Annotated in this window: 20 protein-coding genes; 13 read left to right on the forward strand and 7 right to left on the reverse strand. The window is 41.3% G+C overall.

Annotated features, from left to right (window positions below; all coding sequences use genetic code 11):
* Positions 1 to 355: 355 nt before the first annotated feature.
* Entirely contained in the window at positions 356 to 1,927 is a 1,572-nt protein-coding gene (locus I6E24_RS07685) for a DUF3987 domain-containing protein (protein ID WP_235327592.1), read from the reverse strand.
* 882 nt (positions 1,928 to 2,809) lie between these two features.
* Between I6E24_RS07685 and I6E24_RS07690 the strand changes: the two genes are divergently transcribed.
* Positions 2,810 to 3,496, forward strand: coding sequence for a hypothetical protein (locus I6E24_RS07690; protein WP_235327594.1), 687 nt, complete (start codon positions 2,810 to 2,812; stop codon positions 3,494 to 3,496).
* A 553-nt stretch (positions 3,497 to 4,049) separates the two neighbouring features.
* Positions 4,050 to 6,377, forward strand: coding sequence for a transglycosylase domain-containing protein (locus I6E24_RS07695; protein WP_235327596.1), 2,328 nt, complete (start codon positions 4,050 to 4,052; stop codon positions 6,375 to 6,377).
* 159 nt (positions 6,378 to 6,536) lie between these two features.
* Here the strand turns inward: I6E24_RS07695 and I6E24_RS07700 are convergent, their stop codons facing one another.
* Together I6E24_RS07700 and I6E24_RS07705 are read right to left on the reverse strand one after the other, a co-directional pair.
* Entirely contained in the window at positions 6,537 to 8,699 is a 2,163-nt protein-coding gene (locus tag I6E24_RS07700; RefSeq protein ID WP_235327597.1) for a S46 family peptidase, read from the reverse strand.
* Positions 8,699 to 10,864, reverse strand: a complete 2,166-nt coding sequence (locus I6E24_RS07705; protein WP_235327599.1) for a S46 family peptidase — start codon at positions 10,862 to 10,864, stop codon at positions 8,699 to 8,701. Before I6E24_RS07705 ends, I6E24_RS07700 begins: the two co-directional genes overlap by 1 nt.
* Before the next feature lie 304 nt (positions 10,865 to 11,168).
* Between I6E24_RS07705 and I6E24_RS07710 the strand changes: the two genes are divergently transcribed.
* The 4 genes from I6E24_RS07710 to I6E24_RS07725 all read left to right on the forward strand — a co-directional run bounded on the left by I6E24_RS07710 (position 11,169) and on the right by I6E24_RS07725 (position 13,866).
* Positions 11,169 to 11,861: a DUF4369 domain-containing protein gene (locus tag I6E24_RS07710; protein ID WP_235327601.1), complete on the forward strand. Its 693-nt coding sequence runs from the start codon at positions 11,169 to 11,171 to the stop codon at positions 11,859 to 11,861.
* Between the two features lie 158 nt (positions 11,862 to 12,019).
* Positions 12,020 to 12,571: a DUF4251 domain-containing protein gene (locus tag I6E24_RS07715; RefSeq protein ID WP_235327603.1), complete on the forward strand. Its 552-nt coding sequence runs from the start codon at positions 12,020 to 12,022 to the stop codon at positions 12,569 to 12,571.
* Between the two features lie 22 nt (positions 12,572 to 12,593).
* A complete protein-coding gene (locus I6E24_RS07720) occupies positions 12,594 to 13,214 on the forward strand; it encodes a DUF4136 domain-containing protein (protein ID WP_235327605.1) in 621 nt (206 codons plus the stop codon).
* A 16-nt stretch (positions 13,215 to 13,230) separates the two neighbouring features.
* Entirely contained in the window at positions 13,231 to 13,866 is a 636-nt protein-coding gene (locus I6E24_RS07725; protein WP_235327607.1) for an outer membrane beta-barrel protein, read from the forward strand.
* A 75-nt stretch (positions 13,867 to 13,941) separates the two neighbouring features.
* Here the strand turns inward: I6E24_RS07725 and I6E24_RS07730 are convergent, their stop codons facing one another.
* A complete protein-coding gene (locus tag I6E24_RS07730; RefSeq protein ID WP_235327609.1) occupies positions 13,942 to 14,529 on the reverse strand; it encodes a Crp/Fnr family transcriptional regulator in 588 nt (195 codons plus the stop codon).
* Positions 14,530 to 14,555: 26 nt separating this feature from the next.
* Positions 14,556 to 15,443: a YitT family protein gene (locus I6E24_RS07735; protein ID WP_235327611.1), complete on the reverse strand. Its 888-nt coding sequence runs from the start codon at positions 15,441 to 15,443 to the stop codon at positions 14,556 to 14,558.
* A gap of 229 nt (positions 15,444 to 15,672) precedes the next feature.
* Here I6E24_RS07735 and I6E24_RS07740 point away from each other — a divergent pair, with 229 nt between their 5' ends.
* The 6 genes from I6E24_RS07740 to I6E24_RS07765 all read left to right on the forward strand — a co-directional run bounded on the left by I6E24_RS07740 (position 15,673) and on the right by I6E24_RS07765 (position 22,142).
* Positions 15,673 to 16,902, forward strand: a complete 1,230-nt coding sequence (locus I6E24_RS07740; RefSeq protein ID WP_235327613.1) for an LL-diaminopimelate aminotransferase — start codon at positions 15,673 to 15,675, stop codon at positions 16,900 to 16,902.
* Positions 16,903 to 16,952: 50 nt separating this feature from the next.
* On the forward strand, positions 16,953 to 19,142 hold the full coding sequence (locus I6E24_RS07745; RefSeq protein WP_235327615.1) for a glutamine synthetase III family protein: 2,190 nt from the start codon (positions 16,953 to 16,955) through the stop codon (positions 19,140 to 19,142).
* Positions 19,143 to 19,171: 29 nt separating this feature from the next.
* Positions 19,172 to 19,627: a TspO/MBR family protein gene (locus I6E24_RS07750; protein WP_235327617.1), complete on the forward strand. Its 456-nt coding sequence runs from the start codon at positions 19,172 to 19,174 to the stop codon at positions 19,625 to 19,627.
* A gap of 183 nt (positions 19,628 to 19,810) precedes the next feature.
* A complete protein-coding gene (locus tag I6E24_RS07755) occupies positions 19,811 to 20,935 on the forward strand; it encodes a leucine-rich repeat domain-containing protein (RefSeq protein WP_235327619.1) in 1,125 nt (374 codons plus the stop codon).
* 549 nt (positions 20,936 to 21,484) lie between these two features.
* Entirely contained in the window at positions 21,485 to 21,727 is a 243-nt protein-coding gene (locus I6E24_RS07760; RefSeq protein ID WP_235327621.1) for a hypothetical protein, read from the forward strand.
* A gap of 4 nt (positions 21,728 to 21,731) precedes the next feature.
* Positions 21,732 to 22,142: a type II toxin-antitoxin system VapC family toxin gene (locus tag I6E24_RS07765; protein ID WP_235327623.1), complete on the forward strand. Its 411-nt coding sequence runs from the start codon at positions 21,732 to 21,734 to the stop codon at positions 22,140 to 22,142.
* Positions 22,143 to 22,258: 116 nt separating this feature from the next.
* Here the strand turns inward: I6E24_RS07765 and I6E24_RS07770 are convergent, their stop codons facing one another.
* Positions 22,259 to 22,903, reverse strand: coding sequence for an HAD family hydrolase (locus I6E24_RS07770; protein ID WP_235327625.1), 645 nt, complete (start codon positions 22,901 to 22,903; stop codon positions 22,259 to 22,261).
* 190 nt (positions 22,904 to 23,093) lie between these two features.
* Here I6E24_RS07770 and I6E24_RS07775 point away from each other — a divergent pair, with 190 nt between their 5' ends.
* Positions 23,094 to 24,500, forward strand: coding sequence for an amidophosphoribosyltransferase (locus I6E24_RS07775; protein ID WP_235327627.1), 1,407 nt, complete (start codon positions 23,094 to 23,096; stop codon positions 24,498 to 24,500).
* Between the two features lie 80 nt (positions 24,501 to 24,580).
* On the opposite strand, the gene I6E24_RS07780 is transcribed toward I6E24_RS07775, so the two are convergent.
* Positions 24,581 to 25,807 carry a BamA/TamA family outer membrane protein gene (locus I6E24_RS07780; protein WP_235327629.1) on the reverse strand — a complete coding sequence of 409 codons (1,227 nt, stop codon included), beginning with the start codon at positions 25,805 to 25,807 and terminating at the stop codon, positions 24,581 to 24,583.
* Between the last annotated feature and the right edge of the window lie 6 nt (positions 25,808 to 25,813).

A 25,813-nucleotide genomic window follows, 5' to 3' on the forward strand; every position in this document is an offset into this window, starting at 1 on the left:
ACCATATTGTCAAGAGGGCTTCGCACCAAACAATTACTCGTAAAGCACGCCTCTTTAGGCTACTGTTGACGGAACAACAGGTTCAGACATCATGCTGAACAATTACTTGTACGACTTCTTGTCGCACGATTTTATGTAAAGATACTAAAAATCAGGGAGGTAATCAAATGATACGGAAGGTATGTTGGCAGTATGTCCGCCCTTGTACGGGTTTTTCCTTGCTCAATGTTTTGGAAAAACGTGGGCACGTTTTAGGTAAAACTTGCCCACGTTTAAGGTGGAATGTGCCCGCGTTTTGTTTCGGGATTCTACGGTGCCTGGAAATTACGATTTGGGTTCACTGGGTTCACTTTTTCTAATTGAACCTTTTTTTCAGCTTATTTGTTTTCTTGTAAACACCGTTATCCTTTGTCAATAAGCCGGTTATGATATATTTTTTCAATGAACGTTTTGCTGCAGAAGGTCCAAAACCTGCTGTTTCCACCGCATTTCTGTAATCACTGAACCTAAATCTATCCGGCATTTTGTCGAGGACAGGAAGAAGCTTGTAGAAATTCTTCACCTTGCCTCTTGTTGCCGTATTTTTCATCATGGTGGAAACATGGTTGGCATGCTTCATGCATGTGAGTACGATGTGGAGTGCAGTCTGGAAATCTTCGTCCAAGCATGTGTATTCCGTAATCTGCCATCCAGCCTCCATTATCCTGTATCCGCTCAGAATCATGGCTATGCGCATGGTGATAAGTCCGTATCGCTTCACTACGGCTGTAGCATTCTTTTCTCCTTCTGCCGAAACTATGCCAAGTTCAGTCTCGTACACCTGGTCCAGTATATCCCATTGCTCAGGAGTGAAGTTTATCTTTATCTCCTTTCCGCTGGTCTTGAAGAAGTTGGCTTTCAGTTTCTCGCCTAACTCTCCGTACAGTTCCTCTATGTCTATCCCGCCATTTCCTTTATAAGGCGACTGTGATTTCCATACCGGTTCCTCGCTCATGGCATAGAAGAGGAAACGGCTGAAGAGTCCGTTCTCTGTATTCCGGATGAGTGATACCACCTGGTCGGGTGTACCTGTGAGCAGCATTGCCACATGAGGATGGGGTATCACAATCTGTTCCTTGTCAATCTTGAAGTGCTGGCGTACCTCTTCGTGATGGAAGAACATGCGCAGTTCGGCAGCAAGATTACCGAAATCGCAATGCAGTGTCTCGGTCAGAACATCGCCTTCGGAAGAAACTATGACTATCCCTATCTCGCCTGAGTTCCTGATATTGATTATCATCTGGCTCTTCGAGGAGTTAGGAGTGGAAATGATAATCTGGTGTACTGGCTCTTCGGGCTTCATGTCCATGTCTGGCATCCTGTGTTCCTTCATGGCAGATTTCAGCTCCATTTCCCATTCTATACACTTCTTCTCGTATTCTTTCTTTTCTGTGGTATATATGCGTTCGAGCTCACGGTCTGTTTTCTTTGCAAGTATTACACCGTTCATCGCCCCTCCTTTACCGGCTCCGGCTGCGGCAACTATATAAGTGTAGATATGGGCTGAGTACTTCTTATTGCCGTAAATGGTCAAAAGGGCAGGAAACAATGTGCTGGAAACGGTGAGTATTCCCAAGAGGATGATGTCTTTTTCCTTCCTGTCCTTTGCCACCACAAGGAGTTTTTTTATCTCCTCCGGAAGGGTATCGAAAATGTCGTCACTAAATTGGGTGCATTGGTCCTCAATTATCTCTTCCTCTTCCTTTTCGTCCTCTGTAATTTCTTCATTATCAGGGTCGATGGCTGATGTTGCGGCAGAATTTGGGTTCATATAGGAATTGTGAACCTTGTGAACCCAATTCGTCTGATTATTTCCGCCCTCATTGCCATGCTCGTAACCCCATCGGACGGCGCGTTCTATCTCCTTTTGGGTGATGCCCGGTTCCACTCCGCGGGCGCATGCCGTGCAGTCGCTCTGCTACCTGCTCGTAAGCCTGATGATAGGCATCGATGTGCACCACTTCGATGTTTGTCACTACACGCAGCCCGCGGATTGACTTTTTGTTTAAAACGGCAATGTGAAATAATTGATCGTGTTACAAGCTTAAGAAAGCAATTAATGAAGGAGGATATATGTTCAATTCACCTTCAAGTATGATTTAAAAACACATCAAATTTATTTACTATCGATTAAACTGTAAAATAACAGTTTAAAGCTATGTTGGACTTTTAAAATTTGTCCACTTTTTGTGGTGGACTCATGTTTAAGTTATAAACTAGAATATTAGTTACGATGTAATGTGGTAAAATATTTTTATTTTGCTTGTATATTAAGGTCTTTATAGTAAGTATTTCAATAATATTATCTGTACCTTTGTGATAAATTGAAAATTAAAGATTATGACAGATAAATTCTCAGATAATAATATCCCCGAACTCGAATCACCGTTTGAACAGTTGCGAGAAGTAGATGGAGATGGTAAGGGATGGCAGAGTTGTTTGGGGTTACTGTTCCCAATATTATTTATCACCTGCAACAAATAGATGCAAGTGGAGAAATCCATTTTGTCCAAAGCAACTAAAAAATTTTTAGTACCTTCGGATAAATGGTCCGGAGAAGTGGTGATGTATAACCTTGATGTCGTTATTTCGGTAGGTTATCGTGTTAATGGTTACGAGGTTACATAGTTTTTATATGGCAATATTTATGAAAAGTACAAGTTTTACTTGTGTATTCGGATAAGAAATTCTATTTTCACAAAATAATACGTCAGCATCCAAGGGACAAGTGGAAATTGATATCAATGTTGTCATAAAAATCGATTGTGTTATGAGAAAATATGAAAATTTGCAATACGGAGATGATGAGTTAATTCGTAAATCTTTGGACGCATTGGCTGATAAGACTACCGGTGTGGAGGAGTATCGTAACGCATTTGAGATGCTTGGTATAGAGTTAGGGCGTGTGTTGGCTCATGATGTGGGTGATGTATCTGCTGAGGAAACAATGTTGGTGTGTGCGTCGGAAGATGCTGACTGGTTGGCAAAAGGTGTGGAAAACGGTTTTGGTAAGGGAAAACTGCCGGTATCGGTTTATTGGAATACTCGAAATACTGTGTATGAGTTGGAGAATGGTGAGAAGATAGAGATTTCTCCTATTATAAAAGCATACGAAGAGCCTATTGTAAAATGCCGCTTGTTGGTTGTTGTGAAATCAATCATCAGTTCTTCATGTGTTGTAAAAACTCAATTGACCAGACTGATCGATCGTGTACACCCTGAGATGATTGTCATTATGGCACCGGTGATGTATAAGGATGCTCAGCCTAATTTATTGAAAGAATTCCCAAAGGAGATAAGCAGTAAATTCCATTTCCTTCAGTTTGCTATTGATGAAGAAAGGGAAGGAGGAGAAGTGATTCCTGGAATTGGAGGTATGGTTTATCCTCGTCTCGGATTAGGTGATTTGGACAAGAAGAACCGCTACATTCCTCAGATGGTTAAGATGAGGATGTAAAATATATGAGTGCACTTGATTACTACGGTTTTCATACTGCACTATAAAAGGTACTTATCAGGTCTGTCTTCAATGGCAGACCTTTTTTATGGTATTAGTAAGAAATCGTGTGTAAATTTCTGAAATGTAATAATTGCAGATTTCTATGACATCAATATTGAAATCTTTAATTCACCCTCAAGTCGGGGGTGAATTTGGTAAAGCTGAAATTTGTATAAATAGAACCCTTTTGCAAACCTGTTTAAAACCTTTTGCAAAGCGTTTGCAATACCGTTCAGTGAACACCTAACGAATGGCTAGTGAACATAGAGTGAACATAATACGTTGAGACAATGTGAAAGACTTATAGCGGAAATGAAAAAGAAAAATCTTATAAAGAGAACTGATTAAATAAATCGTGTTCGTGTGTAATTAATAATGATTTAATGAGTAATAGTAAATTATAAAATATCTTCCAGAATACATTAATCCCATTGTTTTTTTGTATTTTTGTGCCGATTTGTTCCCTTTTTGGAGAATTAGGGAACTGATATGTAACAAATAAGCTACTTCAATGAGAAAGATTTTTATCATCGTACTTTGGGCGTTGCTGCTGATAGGTATGCTGGCAACGTATATAATATTTTCTGCCATCTCGGATGGCAAGATAGGCTATGTTCCGCCTATCGAGGAACTGGAAAATCCTAATCTAAAGTTTGCCACACAGGTTATTTCGGACGACGGAAAAGTCTTGGGAACTTGGTCGCTGAGTAAGGAAAACCGTCTGTATGTAGGCTACAACGATTTGTCACCCAATTTGGTACATGCGCTTGTGGCTACAGAGGATGTGCGTTTCAGTGAACATTCAGGTATCGATGCCCGGGCTTTCATGCGTGCCGTAATCAAGCGCGGTGTGCTGATGCAGAAGAATGCTGGTGGTGGCAGTACCATCACGCAGCAGTTGGCAAAGCAGTTCTATTCGCCTACAGCAGACAATGTGATGGAACGTCTGCTGCAGAAACCTATCGAATGGGTTATTGCCGTTAAGCTGGAACGTTATTACACTAAAGAAGAAATCCTTACGATGTATCTTAATAAGTTCGATTTTCTGAACAATGCCGTTGGTATAAAGACTGCTGCAGGTACTTATTTTTCAAAAGAGCCTAAGGACCTGAGTATTGAGGAGGCTGCTACACTTATCGGTATGTGTAAGAACCCTTCGCTGTATAATCCGCGCCGTTTCAACGAACGTACTCGTGGCCGTCGAAATGTGGTGCTCGACCAGATGCGTAAGGCTGGTTATCTGACAGAGGCTGAACGTGACTCGCTTCAGGCATTGCCATTGGTCTTGAAATACAGACCGGTTGACCATAACGACGGGCTGGCTACATATTTCAGAGAGTATCTCCGTGGTGTGCTGAATGCCAAGAAACCGGTGAAGAAGAATTATCGCGGATGGCAGATGCAGAAGTTCTACGAAGATTCTCTGGCATGGGAAACAAATCCTCTGTACGGATGGTGTGCAAAGAACAAGAAAAAGGATGGGTCAAACTATAATCTTTATACAGACGGACTAAAGATTTATACCACTATAAATTCGCGTATGCAGCAATATGCAGAAGAGGCAGTTCAGGAGCATGTGGCTGAATATCTGCAGCCTCGTTTCTTCAAGGAAAAGAAAGGCAGAAAGACTGCACCATATACCAATCAGCTTACTAATGAGGAGGTTGAGACTATCCTGAACCGTTCCATCAGACAGAGCGAGCGTCGCCGTGTGATGAAGGCTGCAGGATATTCGGATAACGAAATCATGAAGGCTTTCAATACTCCGCGTGAGATGACAGTGTTTACATATCAGGGTGAGAAGGACACTATCATGACTCCTCTTGACTCTATCAAATACTACAAGCATTTCCTTCGTGCCGGATTTATGTCGATGGACCCAATTACAGGATATGTGAAGGCATACGTGGGCGGACCTAACTATGACAACTTCAAGTATGATATGGCTATGGTGGGACGCCGTCAGGTTGGTTCTACTATCAAACCGTACCTGTACTCGCTTGCAATGGAAAACGGTTTCTCTCCATGCGACGAGACAAGAAACGTGCAGGCTACATACTTCGACGAGAATGGTATAGCTTGGACACCAAGAAACAGTTCGAAGAAACATTATGGCGAGATAGTTACTCTGAAATGGGGTCTTGCAAATTCGAACAACTGGATATCGGCTTATCTGATGAGTAAGCTCAATCCGTATGAGTTGGTCAGACTGATTCATTCGTTCGGTGTCTTGAACAAGGAGATACAGCCTACAATCTCATTGTGTCTTGGACCTTGCGAAATTTCGGTTGGCGAAATGGTAAGCGCATACACGGCTTTTGTGAATAAGGGAATACGTACGGCACCGTTGTTCGTTACACGTATAGAGGATAACGACGGTAATGTGCTGGCTACATTCTCTCCTCAGGTGAACGAGGTGATAAGCGAAAGCAGTGCGTATAAGATGCTTGTAATGCTTCGTGCCGTAATAAACGAGGGTACCGGTGGACGTATCAGACGATTGTATAACATTACGGCTGATATGGGTGGTAAGACCGGTACTACAAATAATAACTCCGACGGATGGTTTATGGGATTCACTCCAAACCTTGTTTCAGGATGTTGGGTAGGAGGAGAGGAACGTGACATTCACTTTGACCGTATGGCTGACGGACAGGGTGCCTCAATGGCTCTTCCTATATGGGGTATATATATGAATAAGGTTTATGCGGATAAGGCTTTGGGATATTCTCAGAAGGATACATTCGATATTCCAGAAGGATTTGATCCTTGTAAAGATAAGGTGTCTGAATTGGAAGAAGAAAATACTAGTCGTTTAGATGATTTGTTCTTCCAGTAATGTTGTGATAAATCAGTGTCTGATTAGCGTTTAAACGGTATTTAAATGCTGTTTAAACGTTGATTAAATATGATATAAAAAATCGCGCTTTGATATTTCCTGTCAGGCAGGAGAATCAAAGCGCGATTTTTATTTATTCGCAGTTATTAGAGAACTGGTTTATTTGATGATTGTCATCTCATCAATCAGATGACCTGCACCTGCAAACTTGTCGATAATGAACAGTGTGTATCTGATGTCAACACATGCAGCACGCTGCAATTGTGGGTTGTAGGCAATGTCGCCTGTAAGTCCTTCGTAGTTACGGTCGAAACCTGTTCCTATCAGTTCGCCTTTGCTGTTGAATACAGGAGAACCGGAGTTACCTCCTGTGTTGTCTGTTCCTGTGGCAAAGCATATAGGCATACGTCCATCAGGCATTGCGTATGGACCGAAATCTTTCTTTTCGTACAGTTCCTTAAGTTTTGCAGGAACAACGAATTCCGGATTGTTTGGATCTTCTTTCTCCATAACACCTTTCAGTGTTGTGTAGTACAGATACTCCATACCGTCTGCCGGTTCGTATGAACCAATCTTTCCGTAAGTAAGTCTCAGAGTAGAGTTGGCATCAGGATAGACTGGTGTTCCATTCTTGGTTTTCAGGTCAAGCATTCCTGCCACCCATGTCTTGTGGGCAAGATTGTATGCGTCTGTTTCGGCCTTCATGGCGTTTGATGTAGCATCGTATCCGTCTTTGACAGACTTCGAATATTTCACCATCAGGTCTTCACGAAGAGTCTTGATGTCTGGATTCTGAAGGAAAGCATCGAGTGCAGCCTGACTTCTGAAGATAGACTTGTCGAAACATGCGTCGACAAAAGCATCTGTGTTTCCGCCGAAGTTTTCGTTTATCTGCTTGAAGATGCTTATTCGCTGTTCTGCCGGAATTAGTTTTGCATAAAGAGCGATAAGCTGTTTTGAGACTTTGCGGTCAACTTCCGGATTGTAGTCCTTGTTGTAGAACTTCTTATAGGCTTCTTTCAGCTTTTCTGTTTCTTCCTTAATGGCTTTTTTGTCGTTCTTTTCAAGAGCATTACGGAGAGCGTCTGTATCAGGAACCTTATAGAACTCTGTTCCGAGCATAAGAGCCTCATAGATAGCCTGCTGATGATAAACGGCATTTCTGCGTTTTGCCACTATTGAGCGGATGGCATCGAAGGCTTCCTTATAGCTGTTGTTGCCAGTTTCACGGCCATATTCCAGAAGGTGTTCCTGCTGTTCTTTCTTCTTGTCGAGAACTTTCAGCTTGATTAATCCTTCGTTCATTCCTATGGCGTTCTTCCAGTAGTTGGCAGACGATGCGTATTTGGCAGCATACTGTATGCGTGTCTTTGCATCTTTCGCCATTTCTTCACCAAGCACTCTAAGGCGTACGCCGCGGATAGTGTCGCGCATGAAGTTTGTGGTCTGCATGCGTTCTTCCACTTCGTCGCTTATCATGTATCTCCAGTTTCTTCCCGGGAATCCCATAACGAAAGTAAAGTCGCCTTCTTTTACACCTTTCAGGTTGATTGCGATATGTTTCTTCACTTTCAGAGGAACATTGGTTGCACTGTAGTTGGCAGGCTTTCCGTTCTTGTCGGCATAGATGCGGAACATTGAGAAGTCGCCGCAGTGGCGAGGCCACATCCAGTTATCTGTATCGGCTCCGAACTTTCCTATTGATGAAGGAGGCGCGCCCACCATACGGATATCCTTATATACTGTCTTTACGAAAAGATAGTATTTGTTGGCTCCATAGAAAGGCTTGAGTTCCAGAACTGTGAATTCGTCTGTCTTGATTTTCTCTTTCTTGGCAAATCTGGCAGCAACTTTCGAAAGATATGACGGTGAAAGATAGTTCAGTCCTTCAGGATCTTTGTCTTTCTTGAGCTGTTCCTTTACGTAAGTTGTGACATCAAGAATCTTGTCGATAAATGTGATTGTAAGTCCTTCGCAAGGCAATTCCTGTTCGCGTGTCATTGCCCAGAAGCCGTCTGTCAGGTAGTCATGCTCTACAGAACTGTGCTGCTGTATGTATCCGTAACCGCAATGATGGTTGGTCAGTACAAGACCTTCGGCAGAGATTACTTCGCCCGTACATCCGCCGCCAAAGTGTACCACTGCATCTTTCAGCGATATGTTGTCGGGCGAATAAACATCGTCTATGCTGATGTCAAGCCCCATATCGTACATTACTGCCGCATTCTGTTTTTTCAGGTCGGTCAGCATCCACATTCCCTCGTCGGCATGTCCGGCGAGGGTAAATGTGGTGAGTAGTGATAGTAATATCGTTTTTTTCATTATTCTACGATTGTCATTTCGTCAATAAGGTTCTTGCATCCTCCGAGTTTTTCTACAATGAAGAGAACGTAACGGATATCCACTGCGATACAACGCTGAAGGTTGTTGTCGAAGTTGATGTCACCACTCAGTGATTCCCAGTTACCGTCGAATGCACAACCGATAAGCTCTCCGTTGCCGTTCATTACAGGTGAACCAGAGTTACCGCCTGTGATGTCGTTTGTTGTAAGGAAGCATGTAGGCATTTCGCCGTTTGCCATAGCGTAGCGTCCGAAGTTCTTTGTAGAGTAAAGTTCTTTAAGCTTTTCTGGAACCACGAACTCTGGGTTCTGTGGGTCTTCTTTTTCCATTACACCTTTCAGAGTAGTGTAGTATTTGTAGTGTACACCGTCTTTAGGGTCGTATGGCTTGACATTTCCGTAAGTCAGACGGATAGTGAAGTTTGCATCCGGTGCTTTGGGTTCCGGTGCATACATCTCGCAAAGTCCTCTCACGTATGTCTTGTGCAGCAGGTTGATACCTTCGCTGGCAGCTTTAAGCTTTTCAGAAAGTTTCTTGCTCATTTCAGCTTTTGCTTCAGAGTACTGTACCATAAGGTCGCTTTCGATAGCTTCTACAGTAGGGTTGCTGATGAACTTGTTGAAGTTTTCTTCATTTGCGAAGATAGAGTTGTTGTAGCAAGCGTCAATATATGCGTTGTAGTCGCCGTTGAATTTAGTCTTGATAGTTTCGTAGAACTCTGGAAGAGCATCGGCAGGAACTTTAGACGCGTAAAGAGGAATCAGGACTTTTGCAACCTTGCGGTCCACTTCGTGGTCGTAGTCCTTATTGTGTACATCTGCAAATTCTTCTTTAAGTGCTTCTACGGCTTTTTCGATATCTTTCTTCTTGTTCTTTTCAAGAGCTTTCTTCAGATTGTCGAAAAGTTTATAGGAAGATTCGAATTCGATACCTGTTCTGAACACTTCGCTGAAGTAAGTTGACTGGGTACGGATAGGTTCTACATTCTTTACGTATTCGTCTATTTTTTCAACTACGCCCTGATAGTCAGCATTCTTTTTGGCCATTGCAAATTTTGCGAAACGTGCTTCCTGTTCAGCTTTTGTTTCAAGCACTTTATTGTCGATGATGGCTTTGTTCATACCGATAGAGTTTTTCCAGTAGTTGCTTGAACCGGCAAACTTACTTGCATACTGTATACGAACCTTGTCGCTTGCAGCCATTTCTGCTCTTAACACGTTCTGTCTTGCTTCGCGGACCTCAATTCTTGGAATGTTTGTACCGGTCATTCTCAGTTTCACTTCGCTTTCAGTCAGATAGCGGCTTGTGCTTCCGGGGAATCCCATAATCATGGCATAGTCGCCTTCCTGAAGACCTCTCAAAGAGATTGTAAGGTGTTTCTTTGCCTTTAATGGAATATTGTCCTTGCTGTAGTCGGCAGGATTTCCGTTCTTGTCTGTATAGATACGGAACATAGAGAAGTCGCCTGTGTGACGAGGCCACATCCAGTTGTCTGTCTCACCACCGAATTTACCGATTGATGAAGGTGGAGCAGCCACCATACGTACGTCTGTATAAGTCTTGATATAGAATACATAGAATCTGTTACCTTCGTAGAAAGGTAATGCCATAGTTGTGATACCAGGAGCTTTCTTGAGGTTGCTTTTCTTGAGTTCTTCGGCTGCAATCTTTTTCAGATATTCGCTTCCGAATGATTCTGCTTCTTCTATCTTTCCTTTTTCGATGTCTCTGTTCACTTTGTCAGTAACGTCGACGATGCGTTCTACAAACTTGAATGTCAATCCCGGAGTAGGGAGCTCTTCTTCAAGGCTTTTAGCCCAGAATCCGTCTGTCAGATAGTCGTGTTCTACAGAACTGTGCTGTTGGATAGCACCATATCCGCAGTGGTGGTTGGTAAGGATAAGTCCGTTAGGAGAGATTATTTCTCCAGTACATCCTCTTCCGAAAATACCTACAGCGTCTTTCAGCGTAATCTGATTGGGGTTGTAGATGTCGGAGATGTTCATTTTCAAACCTTGTGCCTTCATCTTGTCAGCCAGATTCTGCTCTTTCATCAGCTGCAGAAGCCACATTCCTTCGTCCGCCTTCGATGGCGTGAATACTGAGCACAGAAGTGCCAGTGCCAAAACTTTGATTTTCTTCATTTGACTATAGTTTTTGAATTGTTATTGTTTAAAATTTTCAAAAGTGACCAATTGAAAAGAAAAATACCAGCATTTCTTTATCAATGAACATAAATAGGATACAAAGATAGCATTTAAGGATAAAATAAGTTTGTTTTTATGATATAAAAATATTCATTTTGTAATAAAGAATGAAGTTTTACTGTTGGTTTTCATCTTTTTTAAATGTATAATCGTCACGTATTTAGTATAATTTGTGATAATAATTTTCATGACTACTTATAAAGAAGCTAACTTTGTAGTCAAAATAAATCCTTTTGATTTTATGTTTAGATTTTGTTTTGTCTTATTATTTATAACAACATTGACATCTTGCGGAAAGAAGTTTAAGATTGATGGTGTTACATCTGTCTCAAGACTTGACGGAAAAATGCTGTTCGTTAAAGTCTTGTCAGGTGATGAGCTTGTCAATGTGGATTCGGCAGAGGTTATACATGGTTATTTCCAGATGGAAGGCAAAGTGGATTCTGTTGTGTTGGCATCTCTTTACATGGATGATGAATGTATCATGCCATTGGTGTTGGAAGAGGGTAATATTAAGATTGAAATAAATAATGTCGGTATCTCTATTAAAGGAACTCCTTTGAATGACAGTTTCAATAAGTTTATTGAAGACAAGACCGCGATTGATGACAGAGCATACGAGGTTGAGAGGGAAGAAAGTCGTATGATTATGGATGGTGTCGATATAAATACTGTGCAGTTTGAAATTGATAAGAAAAGGGTTGAAGTAGCACAACAGATGGATAATCTCATCAAGACATTTATTTCCAGTAATTATGAAAATGTTCTCGGTCCGGGTGTATTTATAATGATAGGAAATTCATTGCCATATCCTTTTTTGACACCTGTAATGGAAGATATTGTTAACAAGGCTCCGGAAGGGTTCAAAAATAACAATCTCATAAAAAATTATCTCACTTTGGTGAAAGAATATAATGACGGTATGGCAAACTGATGTCTGACTGTGTTTTATCACAGGGAATAAGGAACGCGTGGGGGAAAAGTTCCTAAATAATATTCCCATTTCCCTATTAACGTATAGGAAAATTCTATTTTTGGTATCATATTCTTATTTTAATTTTGCTATCGATAAAAAAGAAAGGAAAATAGAATATGAGAATCATTATTTCATTATTTATGTTGCTTACATTAATGGCAGGCAACGTACATGCACAAGAGTTAGAAGAATTGACCGGTGCTGAAAGAAAGGCTATTCAGGAAAAACTTGACAGTCTGATGTATGTAGAAGCCGAAAAAGCCATATCAGAGAAAGACTTTACGCTTGAGGCTGATAAAGTAGTGTTTAAATATGGTCAGACAGCCTTTGTGAATTCCAATACAAATTTTGTTTCTGTTACGGGCGACAAATCTGTTGTTCAAGTGGCATTCAATATTCCTGCTTCAGGTCCTAATGGACTAGGAGGTATAACACTTGATGGTAATGTGTCGAAATATGAAGTAAAGAAAGACAAGAAAGGCAACATTCATGTGTCTATGAATGTGATGGGTACTGGAATATCCGCAATGATTGATATAGACCTTTATAAAGGAAGCAATAAAGCATCGGTGACTATATCACCAAATTTTAATTCTAATAGGATGACTTTAAGCGGAGTTATTGTCCCTTCTTCCAGTAGCAGAGTTTTCAAGGGACGTTCTATATGATAATCTTTAAACATAAATGAATATGAAAAAGCTTTTATTTTACATTTGTCTGCCTCTATTGGCTGTGTCATGCGAGAAAGAACCGGACATGACAGAATTGGACGCCGATTTGGCTGTTTACACGGATTATGACAGTAGTGTGGATTTTGGCTCGTACAAAACTTATTTCTTGCCGGACAGTATTTTGGAAGCTGGAGAATATAAGGCAACCTACTGGAAGGATGAAAATGCTATGAAGATAATCAAAGCAGTGGAAACAAATATGAATCAGCGTGGATATACCCGTATAACAGATCCTAATGAGAAAGACAATGCTGATATCGGAATTCAATTATCATATTTGAATGAATCGTATCAGATTGTTTCCGGAGGATATTTCGGTGGATGGTGGGATTATGGTTATTGGGGTCCATGGTGGGGAGGATGGTATTATCCGTATCCTATAACTTATTCTTATAACACTAACACTCTGATAATGGAAATGGTTGATCTGACAGCAGATCAGGAAGGTAAGAATATTCCTGTAGTATGGTATGCCAGTGCTTCCGGAGCTCAGTACAGCGGAATGTATAATTTGCAGTTGCTGGTGAATTCTGTAAATCAGGCATATAAACAGTCGGAATATATAAATTGTAACAAATAATTAGGAGGGACTGATAATGAGAACTATAAATATTATATTGAGAAGAACTATTCTGCTTTGCTGTTTGGCTTGCGGAGTTTTGTTTACGGCGAAAGCACAATGGGATGTACGTAATTTGGGATTGGTTGTAGACTGGCAGGTTAACGCGCCGTTTTCTACGGGATATGCGGATAAAATAAGCGGATGGGGTATGAATTACGAGTTGAAATATGAAGTGGCTCCAAGATGGAATGTCGGTCTGTTTGCTTCATTTCACACCAATCATCAGTACGTAGGAAGACAGACTTTGTCAATATCACCAACTGAGAGCCTGACTACCGACCAGCAGCGTTCTGCTTTTCAGGTACCTTTCGGTCTGGCTGCCAACTATACATTGTATGATGGAAAGCATTTTGAACCATACATAGGTTTGAAAGCAGGAACAATGTTTGCCCGTAATACTACATATTACGGTATTAAAGGTCTTTATGATAAAGCATGGGGAGGTTACATTTCTCCTGAAATAGGATTTAATATCTACCCTGGTAGGACAAAACATTGGGGATTGCACGTAGCAGGGTATTACAGCTACGGAACGAACAAGACATGTACTCTGACGAGTGATATAAACGGACAGAACAATGCAGGTTTCCGTCTGGGTGTGATATTCTAATCTGACCTGAACAAAAAGGCAGGAAGTACCGAGGTTATACCTCAAATGCTTCCTGCCTTTAAAATTATTGTATATTTAAGAATTCAGACTTGCTGAGCGGACACGGCTCAAAGTTTCAGGTGTCATCTGTAATAATGAGGCAATGTATATTAGAGGAGCCCTTTTCAGAATTTCCGGATGCTGCTGCATCAGCTTGTTGTATCTCTCATTTGCAGGTTCAAATCTCAGTGTGTCCGCCTTCCGTTGTGATGTAATGAGTGAATTTTCGAACACTCTTCTGTAAAGAGTCCCGATTTCGCTGTTTATTGACGCCAGTCGCACAATGTCATGCTTGTTGATTTTCCACGCTATTGTAGGTTCAAGTGCCTCAATCATAAGCTTGGTAGGTTCTTCATTGAAATAACTTTCCAGGCATATTATTATGGAATCTTCATAACCTATATGTTCAGTCAAATCCTTTTCGTATTTGAAATAGAACTGACGTGTCATCCCTTTATCTATGAAGTATAGTGAATCGCACACCTGTCCTTCGTCAAGTATTCGTTCTCCTTTTTTATACTTTTCAGGTATAAGTATTTCAGCAAACGTCTTTAATACTTCCTTTGATAAAGTGCAGTTTAAAGATGATGCCAGTCTTTTCGCTATATCTAGATTGGAATTCATATTCATGGACTTTTAGTGTGTGATTTTTATTTAACTTTAATCTTGTCAAAGCCTTCACCGAAGACACCTATTACGGCACTCTGTGAAACAAAAGCATTAGGGTCAATATCTTTTATCAGACGGAATATTGTGTTCGACTCGCGTTTCTTTGCAAGTACGAACATCATTTTTACATTGTTGTGAGTGTAGCATCCCACTCCGTCTATAAAAGTAACACCGCGATGCAGGTCTTTGTTTATTCTTTGCCCGATTTCTTCATATTTCTGTGAGATAATAAAGAATTGTACCGATTGTCGTGCACTGTTTACTACCTGGTCTAGTACGAAACTGGAAATGAACAGAACCACGTATCCGTAAACTACTTTTTCCCAATCATGCAGAACAAGATAGCTGGAGGAAATGATTATCACATCGCAAATCAGAATAACCCTTCCAAGAGTTATGTCACGGTATTTATTGACTATGGCCGCTATGATATCTGTTCCTCCGGTACTACCGTTGGCGGAAAACGCAACGCCTATACCACCACCGCAGAATGATGCACCGAGAACGCACGCCATGAAAGGTTGGTCATTAATCAGGGAACCTTTGACAAAATGCTGGAACACGGGAGTGGCAAAAGTAAGAACACCTACGGCAAAAATGGTTTTAAGGCAGAATTTCAGTCCCAAAATCTTTAAAGCCAAAAGTAAAAGTGCAAAATTTATGAGCAGATAAGTGTATTGTACGGGAAATCCCGTTGCCCAATATACTACGGATGCTATACCTGGGACAGCGCCCGACGGAAGATTGTTGGGTAATAGAAAAACAGTCCAACCGACAGCATACATAATCATCCCAAGTGCGATTAGAAGATAATCTCTAGTTTCTCTCAGCAGTTGCTGTCTATTCGAAATAGGTAATGCAGAACTCATTTTGACGTTTGTTTTGTAATATGTCTGTTATGTTTGTTTTTTTAGTCTGTGCAAAGGTATTAAAAAAAACTATGATTGATATAAATCAAGTGTAAAAATTATAGCAGATGGTGATATGATAATAAAACGCAATAATGATGTAACATGATATACAAAAGCATATAATTATATTTCATGAATGACATTTTTTTCGTAATTTTGCGCCAAAATAGACTAAAAGAGATAATATATGGCATTGGTCAACGAACATTTGTTAAAGCTGCCCGATAATTATTTGTTTACTGACTTGGCGAAAAGGGTGAATACATTCAAGGTAACCCATCCTAAGGCCGATATAATAAATCTGGGTATTGGTGATGTCACACGCCCTATACCGCAATCATGTCTTGATGCCATGCACAAGGCTTTGGAGGACCAGGCAAAAGCTGAGACATTTCATGGATACGGCCCGGAACAAGGGTACAGTTTTCTTATTGATGCCATTATCAAGCACGATTATGCAGCTAGGGGAATATCTTTGGAACACAGTGAGATTTTTATAAATGACGGTGCCAAGACCGATTCCGGTAACTTTGGAGATATTCTCCGTCATGACAACAGTATCGGAGTGACAGACCCTATTTATCCGGCATATATAGATTCGAATGTTTCGTGCGGACGTGCAGGAACGCTTGAAGAAGGTTACAGATGGAGCAACGTCATTTATATGCCGTGTAGTCCTGAAAACAATTTTATTCCTCCAATACCGGAACAGAGAGTTGATATCGTATATCTGTGTTTTCCTAATAATCCTACCGGTACAGTTCTCAGCAAGGCAGAACTGAAAAAATGGGTTAACTATGCTCTCGAAAACGATACTCTTATTTTATTTGATGCTGCATACGAGGCTTATATCAGGCAGCCGGATATTCCACATTCCATTTATGAAATCAAAGGTGCGAAGAAGGTTGCCATCGAATTCAGAAGTTATTCAAAGACTGCCGGATTTACCGGTATCAGATGCGGATATACTGTTGTCCCTAAAGAAGTTACGGCTTCTACACTGATGGGAGAGAGGATTTCGCTCAACAAGCTGTGGCTCAAAAGGCAGACAACAAAGTTCAATGGAGCTTCGTATATTGCACAACGTGGAGCTGAAGCCATATACACGCCTAAAGGCAGAGAAGAGGTGAAGGCTATGGTTGATTATTACATGGAGAATGCCAGAATAATGAAAAAGGGACTTACCAGTATCGGACTGAGGGCATATGGAGGTGAAAATGCACCATATCTCTGGGTCAAGGCTCCTAAAGGCATGACGTCGTGGGGATTTTTCGACAAACTTCTGTATGAAGCTCAAGTGGTAAGTACTCCGGGTATAGGTTTCGGACCAAGTGGTGAAGGATATATACGTCTGACGGCATTTGGCGACAGAGACAGATGCAAGGAGGGAATACAGAGGATATGCAACAACATATAAACTAGAATATAGAAACAACAATAAATAGAAAATATACAAACTTAGGTATTATGTCACAATTAAGATTTAAAGTAGTAGAAGAGGCTTTTCACAAGAAACCTGTCAATGTGCCATCGCCATCACAGCGTCCTGGTGAATATTTTGCCAAATATGTATTCAACAGAGAGAAGATGTTCAAGTATCTTCCAAGCAAGGTTTATTCAAAGCTTATTGACGTAATAGACAATGGTGCCACTCTGGACCGCAGCATAGCAAATGAGGTCGCTGCCGGAATGAAAAAATGGGCGGTAGAACTTGGTGCGACACATTATACTCACTGGTTCCAGCCACTTACTGAAGGTACTGCCGAGAAGCATGACGCTTTCGTGGAACACGATGGAAAGGGTGGAATGATAGAAGAATTCTCAGGAAAGCTTCTTGTACAGCAGGAATCGGACGGTTCGTCATTCCCTAACGGAGGTATCCGTAATACATTCGAGGCTCGCGGATATAGTGCATGGGACCCTTCATCACCTGTATTCGTAGTTGATGATACACTGTGTATTCCTACAATCTTTATTGCTTACACAGGCGAGTCGCTCGACTATAAGGCTCCTCTTTTACGTTCTATACACGCAGTGACAAAATCTGCGCTCGACGTAATACATTATTTCGATCCTTCTGTAAAGAAGATATATTCATATCTTGGATGGGAGCAGGAATACTTCCTTGTTGACGAAGGTCTGTATGCTGCACGTCCTGACCTGTTGCTTACAGGACGTACACTGATGGGACACGAGGCTTCAAAGAACCAGCAGCTTGAAGACCACTATTTCGGTGCAATCCCTACACGTGTGGCTGCGTTCATGAAAGATTTGGAAATCCAGTCACTTGAATTGGGTATCCCTGTCAAGACACGTCACAACGAGGTTGCTCCAAACCAGTTCGAACTTGCTCCTATATTTGAGGAATGTAACTTGGCCGTAGACCACAACATGCTTGTCATGTCGCTTATGCGCAAGATTGCACGTAACCACGGTTTCAGAGTGTTGCTTCACGAAAAACCTTTCAAGGGTGTAAACGGTTCTGGTAAGCATAACAACTGGTCGCTTGGTACTGATACAGGTGTATTGCTGATGGCTCCGGGTAAGACTTCGGAAGAAAATCTCCGTTTCATCACTTTCGTCGTAAATACATTGATGGCAGTATACCATCATAACGGATTGCTCAAGGCGTCTATCATGAGTGCTACAAACTCTCATCGTCTTGGGGCACACGAAGCACCTCCAGCAATCATCTCTTCATTCCTTGGTTCTCAGTTGAGCAAGGTGCTCGATCATATCGAAGAAAGCAAGGCAGACGAGTTTATGTCATTGAGCGACAAGTTGGGATTGAAACTTGACATTCCTCAGATACCTGAACTGCTTATCGATAATACTGACCGTAACCGTACTTCGCCATTTGCATTTACAGGAAACAGATTTGAGTTCCGTGCTCCGGGGTCGGAATCCAACTGTGCAAGTGCAATGATAGCATTGAACACTGCCGTTGCCGAACAGCTGATGATATTCAAGAAAGAGGTGGACGAGCTTATCGAGAAAGGCGAGCCTAAGATGTCGGCTATACTTCAGGTTATCCGCAAATATATCAAAATATGTAAGCCTATCCGTTTCGACGGAAACGGTTACAGCGACGAATGGAAAGAAGAAGCTCAACGTCGTGGCCTTGATTGCGAAACAAGCTGCCCATTGATTTTCGACAACTACATGAAGCCTGAAACAATCAAGATGTTTGAATCTACAGGCGTAATGAACCGTAAGGAACTTGAGGCACGTAACGAAGTGAAATGGGAAATGTATGTAAAGAAAATACAGATTGAGGCTCGTGTGCTTGGTGACTTGGTTATGAACCATATAGTTCCTGTAGCAACCGAATATCAGACAAAACTTGTAGACAATGTATACAAGATGAAGTCAATCTTCTCTGATGATGAGGCAAACAAATTGTCGGCAGAGAATATAGCTATAATCAAGGAAATAGCAGAACATACAGCGTATATTAAGGAGAATGTAGATGCTATGGTCGAAGCTCGTAAGGTAGCCAACAGAATAGAGTCTATCCGTGAAAGAGCGATTGCATATCATGACAATATTGCTCCTATGCTGGAACAGATACGTTATCATATCGACAAGCTTGAGCTTATCGTTGACGACCGTATGTGGACACTTCCTAAATATCGTGAACTTCTGTTCATTAGATAATATTTATTGAGATAAAAACAGAAATGCTTATGAAGCGTGTTATCAATTATATCTGGCCGATTTTGCTATGCTTTGGTATAGGTTTTGCAGCAAGCAAACTCCAGGCAGAGTCCATGATGGAGTGGTATCCACATCTGAATAAGTCCGGTTTGACGCCACCCAACATTGCCTTTCCTATTGCATGGTCTATAATATATCTCCTGATGGGGCTTTCATTCGGGCGAATGCTTAACCATGGAAATAAGAAGGGAATTCTAATCTGGACGGTACAGCTGGTTTTTAATTTCCTTTGGAGCATATTGTTCTTCACCATGCGTATGCCGTTGTGGGGCTTTGTTGATATATTGCTTCTTGACGCTTCTGTACTAGGTTTTATGATGATGGCATATAAGAAGGATAAACCTTCGTTCTATATGTTCGTACCATATATCTTATGGTTGGTTATAGCTACTTATCTGAACGGATATATACTGTTCAATAATTGATATAGTTTCATAAAAAATAAATCCCGGAATGGTGTATATCGTTCCGGGATTTATTTTTATATACAGTGAATAAACTTTGTAAGTATTCTTTATAGTATTATATATTATTTTTCATCATTATTCTATATATAATAAAGATTTATTCTTAATTTTGTTTGTGAAATCATGATCAAGGAGGTGAGTATGAATCATTCTATATACAGTTATTCACTTTGCGTAGCATTGCCCCTGATGCTTTTCTATGGCTTTTATTTCCTGTTTGGTAGAACTCCGGACAAGGCTATTTTCTTTAATTATCTCCGATCGCGTCGTATTATGGGGACAGCTCTTCTTTTGCTTGCTGCCAATTATTCCGTACATTTCTTTTTTGAAATAAGGTATCGTGATGTGGATTCCGCTATAATCATGAATCTTTCTACATATTTCTTGTGCTATTGGCTTTTCAGTTCTGCTCTTACTACTCTGCTCAATCGTTTCTATATCACACGTCGCAGAGTAATAAGCCATCTGGTTCAATGGATATTCTTCACAGTTCTTTCGGCAGGAGTATTGCTTTTCCTTCCTGACGGGAGAATGCAGAGTGTGGGACTGTCGCTTCTTGCTTCATGGCTCGTGGTGTATGGCATAGTTCTTGCCATGCGTTTGATAAAGGCATATAAGCGTGCTGTAGTATTGTTCGAGAATACCCATTCCGATGATATAGGAACATACATCAGATGGCTTTCGATTTTCACCTGGTGGGCTGTTATATTTGGAGTTGGATGCGGTCTGCTGACTTTCCTTCCCGATGAGTATGTGTTTATATGGATTCTATCGTCAGTTCTTTTCTATATCTATCTTTTCTGTTCGTACATGAATTATCTTTTGTTTTATGAGCAGGTGGAAAGTGTTTTCGAGTCGGAGATGTCTTCGGGTGAGATTCCGGATTTATCCGACGAACAGAAATATATTGAGTCTCCTTTGCACTATGTCGAAATATCAGAAAAAATGAGCAGCGCAAACCTCGTCGACGTCACCCTTCCGGACGGGCTGAAGACCATCGGAAAAAATGCATTTTGCGCTTGCAACGCCATGACGACCATCGACCTGCCAGCCGCACTGGAGAGCATTGGGCAATCAGCGTTTAGTGGCTGCTCCAACCTGGCCACCGTCACATGCCGAGCTATGACGCCGCCCTCGCTGGGTGAGAATGCTTTCAGAAACTGCGTTGACGGCCTTCAAATCTTGGTGCCGTCTGGCTCGGTAGATGCCTATAAGCAAGCATTCGGCTGGACCGAATACGTGGACAAAATCAAAGCCATCCCTTAAGAGTTACACTGTTATTTATTACTTCTGAATCTACGTTAGATATTGTTAAAAAAAACGCGGGCAAATTTTAATCAAAATTTGCCCGCGTTTTAGTATAGATTTGCCCACGTTTTTTTATGAATTTAGACTGAATCCGATAGAACCTGAAGTGTACTGAATTTAGTTGTCAGTTTGTGTTGTAATTCCTGACCAAGTTGACTGGTTCATCACCAGTAACTGAAAGCTGGGAGAAGAACGCCCGGGACTGCGATACAAAAGTACAAAAGATATCTAACATAACAAAGCATTCTTTGAAATGAATCCGTCTGTTGGAATCTGAATCGGGTGTAGGAGATTCACCGGGAAATGATGGACTTATGGAAGTTGGATTGGAGGGTATTGAAAAGTGAGATAAAAGAACAGGAGCATTCGGCAGTGCCGGAGGCTTTGTGCGTTTAGGAAACAAATAGGAGTGGATGAACCTGATAATTTAAAATAAAGTGTTAAATTCATACAGCAAATCGGATATTTTTTTTATATTCGCTTTTGGAACTTTAATTGAAAGATAATATGGAACTATCTGTTGGCAATGCAGACCGTTACTGGAATCTGTTGAAAGATTTGAGCGATGAAATGAAGCTGGACTTGATTGCAAGGTTGAGCAATTCTATGCGTAAAAAGAATAAGACGGAACATATATCAGCTAGTCGTTTTTATGGTGTATGGAATGATGACGACAGTATGGATGCCGATTGTTTGGCGGCAGAAGTCAGAATGGATAGAAAGTTTAAGGACGACATAACTGCATTCTGACTATATGGAAAAGTATCTGCTTGACACAAACATTTGCATCTTCCTGCTGCGTGGTAAATACGATGTGGATAAGAAGATAGACCAAGTTGGTATTGAGAATTGTTATATCTCCGAAATCACCGTGGCCGAACTGAAATACGGTGCCGAATTGGGGAGCAGACAAGGGCTGACACGCCGAACGCAGAACTTGGAAGAATTTATAGCTTCAATGCATGTGCTGCCAATTGGCGAATCACTTGACCTTTTTGCTAAGGAGAAAGCGCGCCTGCGTTTGGCGGGTACGCCTGCCGATGACAATTTCGATCTGTTGATAGGATGTACCGCCATTATTTACGATTTGGTGATGGTGACAGAAAACGTTCATGACTTCAAGAACTTCTCTGGTATCAGGCTTGAGAACTGGATAAAGCGATAGTTGTTATAGGAAAGTGAGATAAAAGAATAAAAAGAACAGGAGCCTTCGTCAGTGCCGGAGGCTTTGTGCGTTTGGTGAGTAAATAGGTGTGGCATGAATCTGAAATGTCGTTTTTTTTACAACAGCTCGTCAAGCGATCTCATTATTCCTGTATGAGGATATGCCTCAAGCTCTTCGCGTGTTGTCATTCCGTGCAGCACTCCTGTAAAGTCTACACCGGCATTGAGGGCTGTTTCGGCATCGACTGTGCTGTCGCCGCAATACAGAACATCGTTTTTGTCTAATCCCAGATGGTTTATGGCAAACAGTAGTCCTTCCGGTGATGGCTTTGGCGTCTTTACATCCTCGCCGCCTACTATTATATCAAGAAATCCTTCAGGCAGTTTCTTTCCTAAAAGTTCCATAATCCTGTATCTGTACTTTGTGGAGATTATTCCTATTTTTGCTCCTCTTTCCTTCAGACCTGACAGAACATCGATGGTTTCCGGAAACAATACAGTGTTTGCTGTCATAAGTTTGTCAGCCTGTGCTACATACTCCTTGCGGTAGCCAGCCAGTGTTTCTTTATCACTTATGCCTGTCAGTATGGTGAATGATTCTTCAAGAGTTTTTCCTATGGTACGCTTTATGGCTTCGTCACTGATACCGTCATGCCCGTGCATGGCGAGTACATTCCTGAAACACATAACTATGCCGCGCGACGAGTCGGCAAGAGTGTAGTCGAAATCGAAAAGATAAGCCTTGTATGTTTTCTGTATCATTGTGTCGTAAATTTATATTTCGTGTAAAGGTAACGCATAATGGGGTTTATCCAAAGCAAAACTTGTTTTTTGTTTTCAAATTGTAGTATGAACGATTTTTTTTGTAACCTTTATACCTTCATGCTTATGCATATTTTCTGAATTTTTTGTATTTTTGTTCCGCTTAAACTAATTTAATTGTTTTAAAAGAATGGGAGGTTTTTTTGGTACAGTCTCTAAGGCTGAATGTGTGACCGATTTGTTTTACGGCACAGACTATAATTCTCACCTCGGTACAAAACGTGCCGGAATGGCTACTTATGCTGCCGGTGAGGGATTCATGCGCGCTATCCACAGTTTGGAAAGTTCTTATTTCCGCACTAAGTTCGAATCAGAGCTGCCGCAGTTTAAGGGTAATGCGGGAATTGGAGTTATAAGCGATACTGACCCGCAACCTATAATGATCAATTCTCATTTGGGCAAGTTCGCAATAGTAACAGTAGCAAAAATAAATAATGAAGAGGAATTGGTGAATGAACTTCTTGCCTCTAACATGCATCTGTCCGAGATGAGTATGGGTAAAACTAATCAGACAGAACTCGTTGCATTGCTTATTGTTCAGGGAAAGGATTTTGTGGATGGTATAGAGAATGTATTCAATAAGATAAAAGGTTCTTGTTCTATGCTTATTCTTACTGAAGACGGAATTATCGTAGCGCGCGACAAGTGGGGACGTACTCCGATTATCATCGGTAAGAAGGATGGGGCATATGCTGCTACAAGCGAGTCGAGCAGTTTGCCAAACCTTGATTTTGAAATAGAAAAATATGTCGGCCCGGGAGAGATTATCCGTATGCGCGCCGATGGACTGGAGCAGATGCGCAAACCTAATGACAAGATGCAGATCTGCTCTTTTTTGTGGGTTTACTATGGTTTCCCTGTTTCATCATACGAAGGCAGAAATGTTGAGGAAGTTCGTTTCATGTCAGGTTACAAGATGGGACAGACAGACGATTCTGAAGTGGATTGCGCTTGCGGTATTCCTGATTCGGGTGTAGGTATGGCACTGGGTTATGCCGAAGGAAAAGGTATTCCTTATCATCGTACAATAGCGAAATATACTCCGACATGGCCTCGAAGCTTTACTCCTAGCAATCAGAGCATGCGTTCGCTGGTGGCAAAGATGAAGCTTATACCTAACCGCTCTATGCTTCAGGGTAAGAGACTGTTGTTCTGTGACGATTCTATTGTACGTGGTACTCAGCTACGTGATAATGTGAATATTCTATATGATTACGGAGCAAAAGAAGTACACATGCGTATAGCTTGTCCGCCGCTTATTTACGGATGTCCGTTTATCGGTTTCACATCTTCAAAGAGCGACATGGAACTCATCACTCGCCGTATTATCAAGGAAATAGAAGGTGATGAGAATGCCAAACTTGACAAGTATGCTACTACTGATTCTCCTGAATATAAGGAATTGGTGGAACGCATCAGAGCACGTTTCGGACTTACTTCGCTGAAGTTCAATACCCTTGAAACTTTGATTGAAGCTATCGGACTTCCTAAGTGTAAGGTTTGTACACACTGTTTCGACGGTTCAAGCTGTTTCTGATATAAATAACATATACATGAAAAAAACTCCGCAAGTCATTGTGTCTTGCGGAGTTTTTTTTAGTATATGAAAATGTTTTATCAGAATGCTTCTGTCATATTTACATAAAACAGATTTTGCTTGTTTACGAAGTCCCTGCCTATGTCAAGTCTGAAGTTCATACGTGGTTGGACTTCCACTCTCAGTCCTATTCCGGCGTTGGGAAGAACTCCTTCTATCTTGCCCGGATTAGGTCCCATAAATCCTGCACCTGCCCATGCGACGTATCCCAGACGGTTGAGTATTTTCTTCCAGAGGTTACTCTTGTCAGTATTGAACATCTGTCTGTATTCCAGAATTGCAAGATGTGATGATTTGTCGCGGAACTGTCCCATATAGTAGCCTCTCAAGTCGAACGGAGTACCGCTAAGTACATACTTGTTCAGAGGAATATTATTGCCGAACACGTTTTTGCTCTGTACTGTCCATGCCAGGACTTTTCTTTTGCCTACCGACTTGTACTGGCGGTAGTCGAATTCCAAACGATAGTAATTGTCGTCGCTACCCAGCCATTTCTGATACATTATACCGCGGAAATCAAAATACAGACCTTTATACGGATTGGCAGGAATGTCGCGGGTGTCATAGCTTAGCAAATAACCTAACCCTGAACTGAAATTGCTGTATCCGTCTGCTGTTCCTCCGGCCTTTATATAATTCTTGTCCAGAGTTATACCTTCGGCCACATTCATCATGTGGTCGTAATTCAAGTCAATCTGCGGACCTGCAAAAAAATTTGTCTCTTTTATACGGAAGAGGAACCATGGGTTAACTTGTATTCCGCTATATTTGTATTGGCTGGTTTCTTTACCTCGGATGTAGTTCTTATTGGTAGTGTATCCAACTCCGTAATAGTTTTCTTGTGTATTTTTGTAAATGAATTGTCCGAAGATGCGGAATTTGTCATTCTTGAAGAACAGTTGGGGCTTTACAACTATATTCAGACCTCCACTGAACATCAGTGCTACGGAAGCAGGAACTACAGAACGTTTCATGGTGCTGTCCTTGGGATTCATGCTGAAAGTCACCAAAGCGCTACCGCCCACTAATACTCCGAAATCAGGAGTATAGCTTGGCCCTCCAAGTATATTATAATGTACGTTTCGTTTAGCTCTTTTCAGTCTTTTCAGCTCCTTTTTGCTCAGAACAGCTGTTGTGTCACCGGCAATAGGAATACCTTGTTTCACTATTTCAGTATCTTGTCCTAAAGTCTTCACAGGAAGCGCTATCAAACACGCTATAAGTAATAATGTAGGATATAATTTCATTCTATG

The sequence above is a fragment of the Bacteroides caecigallinarum genome (assembly GCF_021530995.1).
Classification (GTDB): Bacteria; Bacteroidota; Bacteroidia; order Bacteroidales; family Bacteroidaceae; genus Phocaeicola; species Phocaeicola faecigallinarum.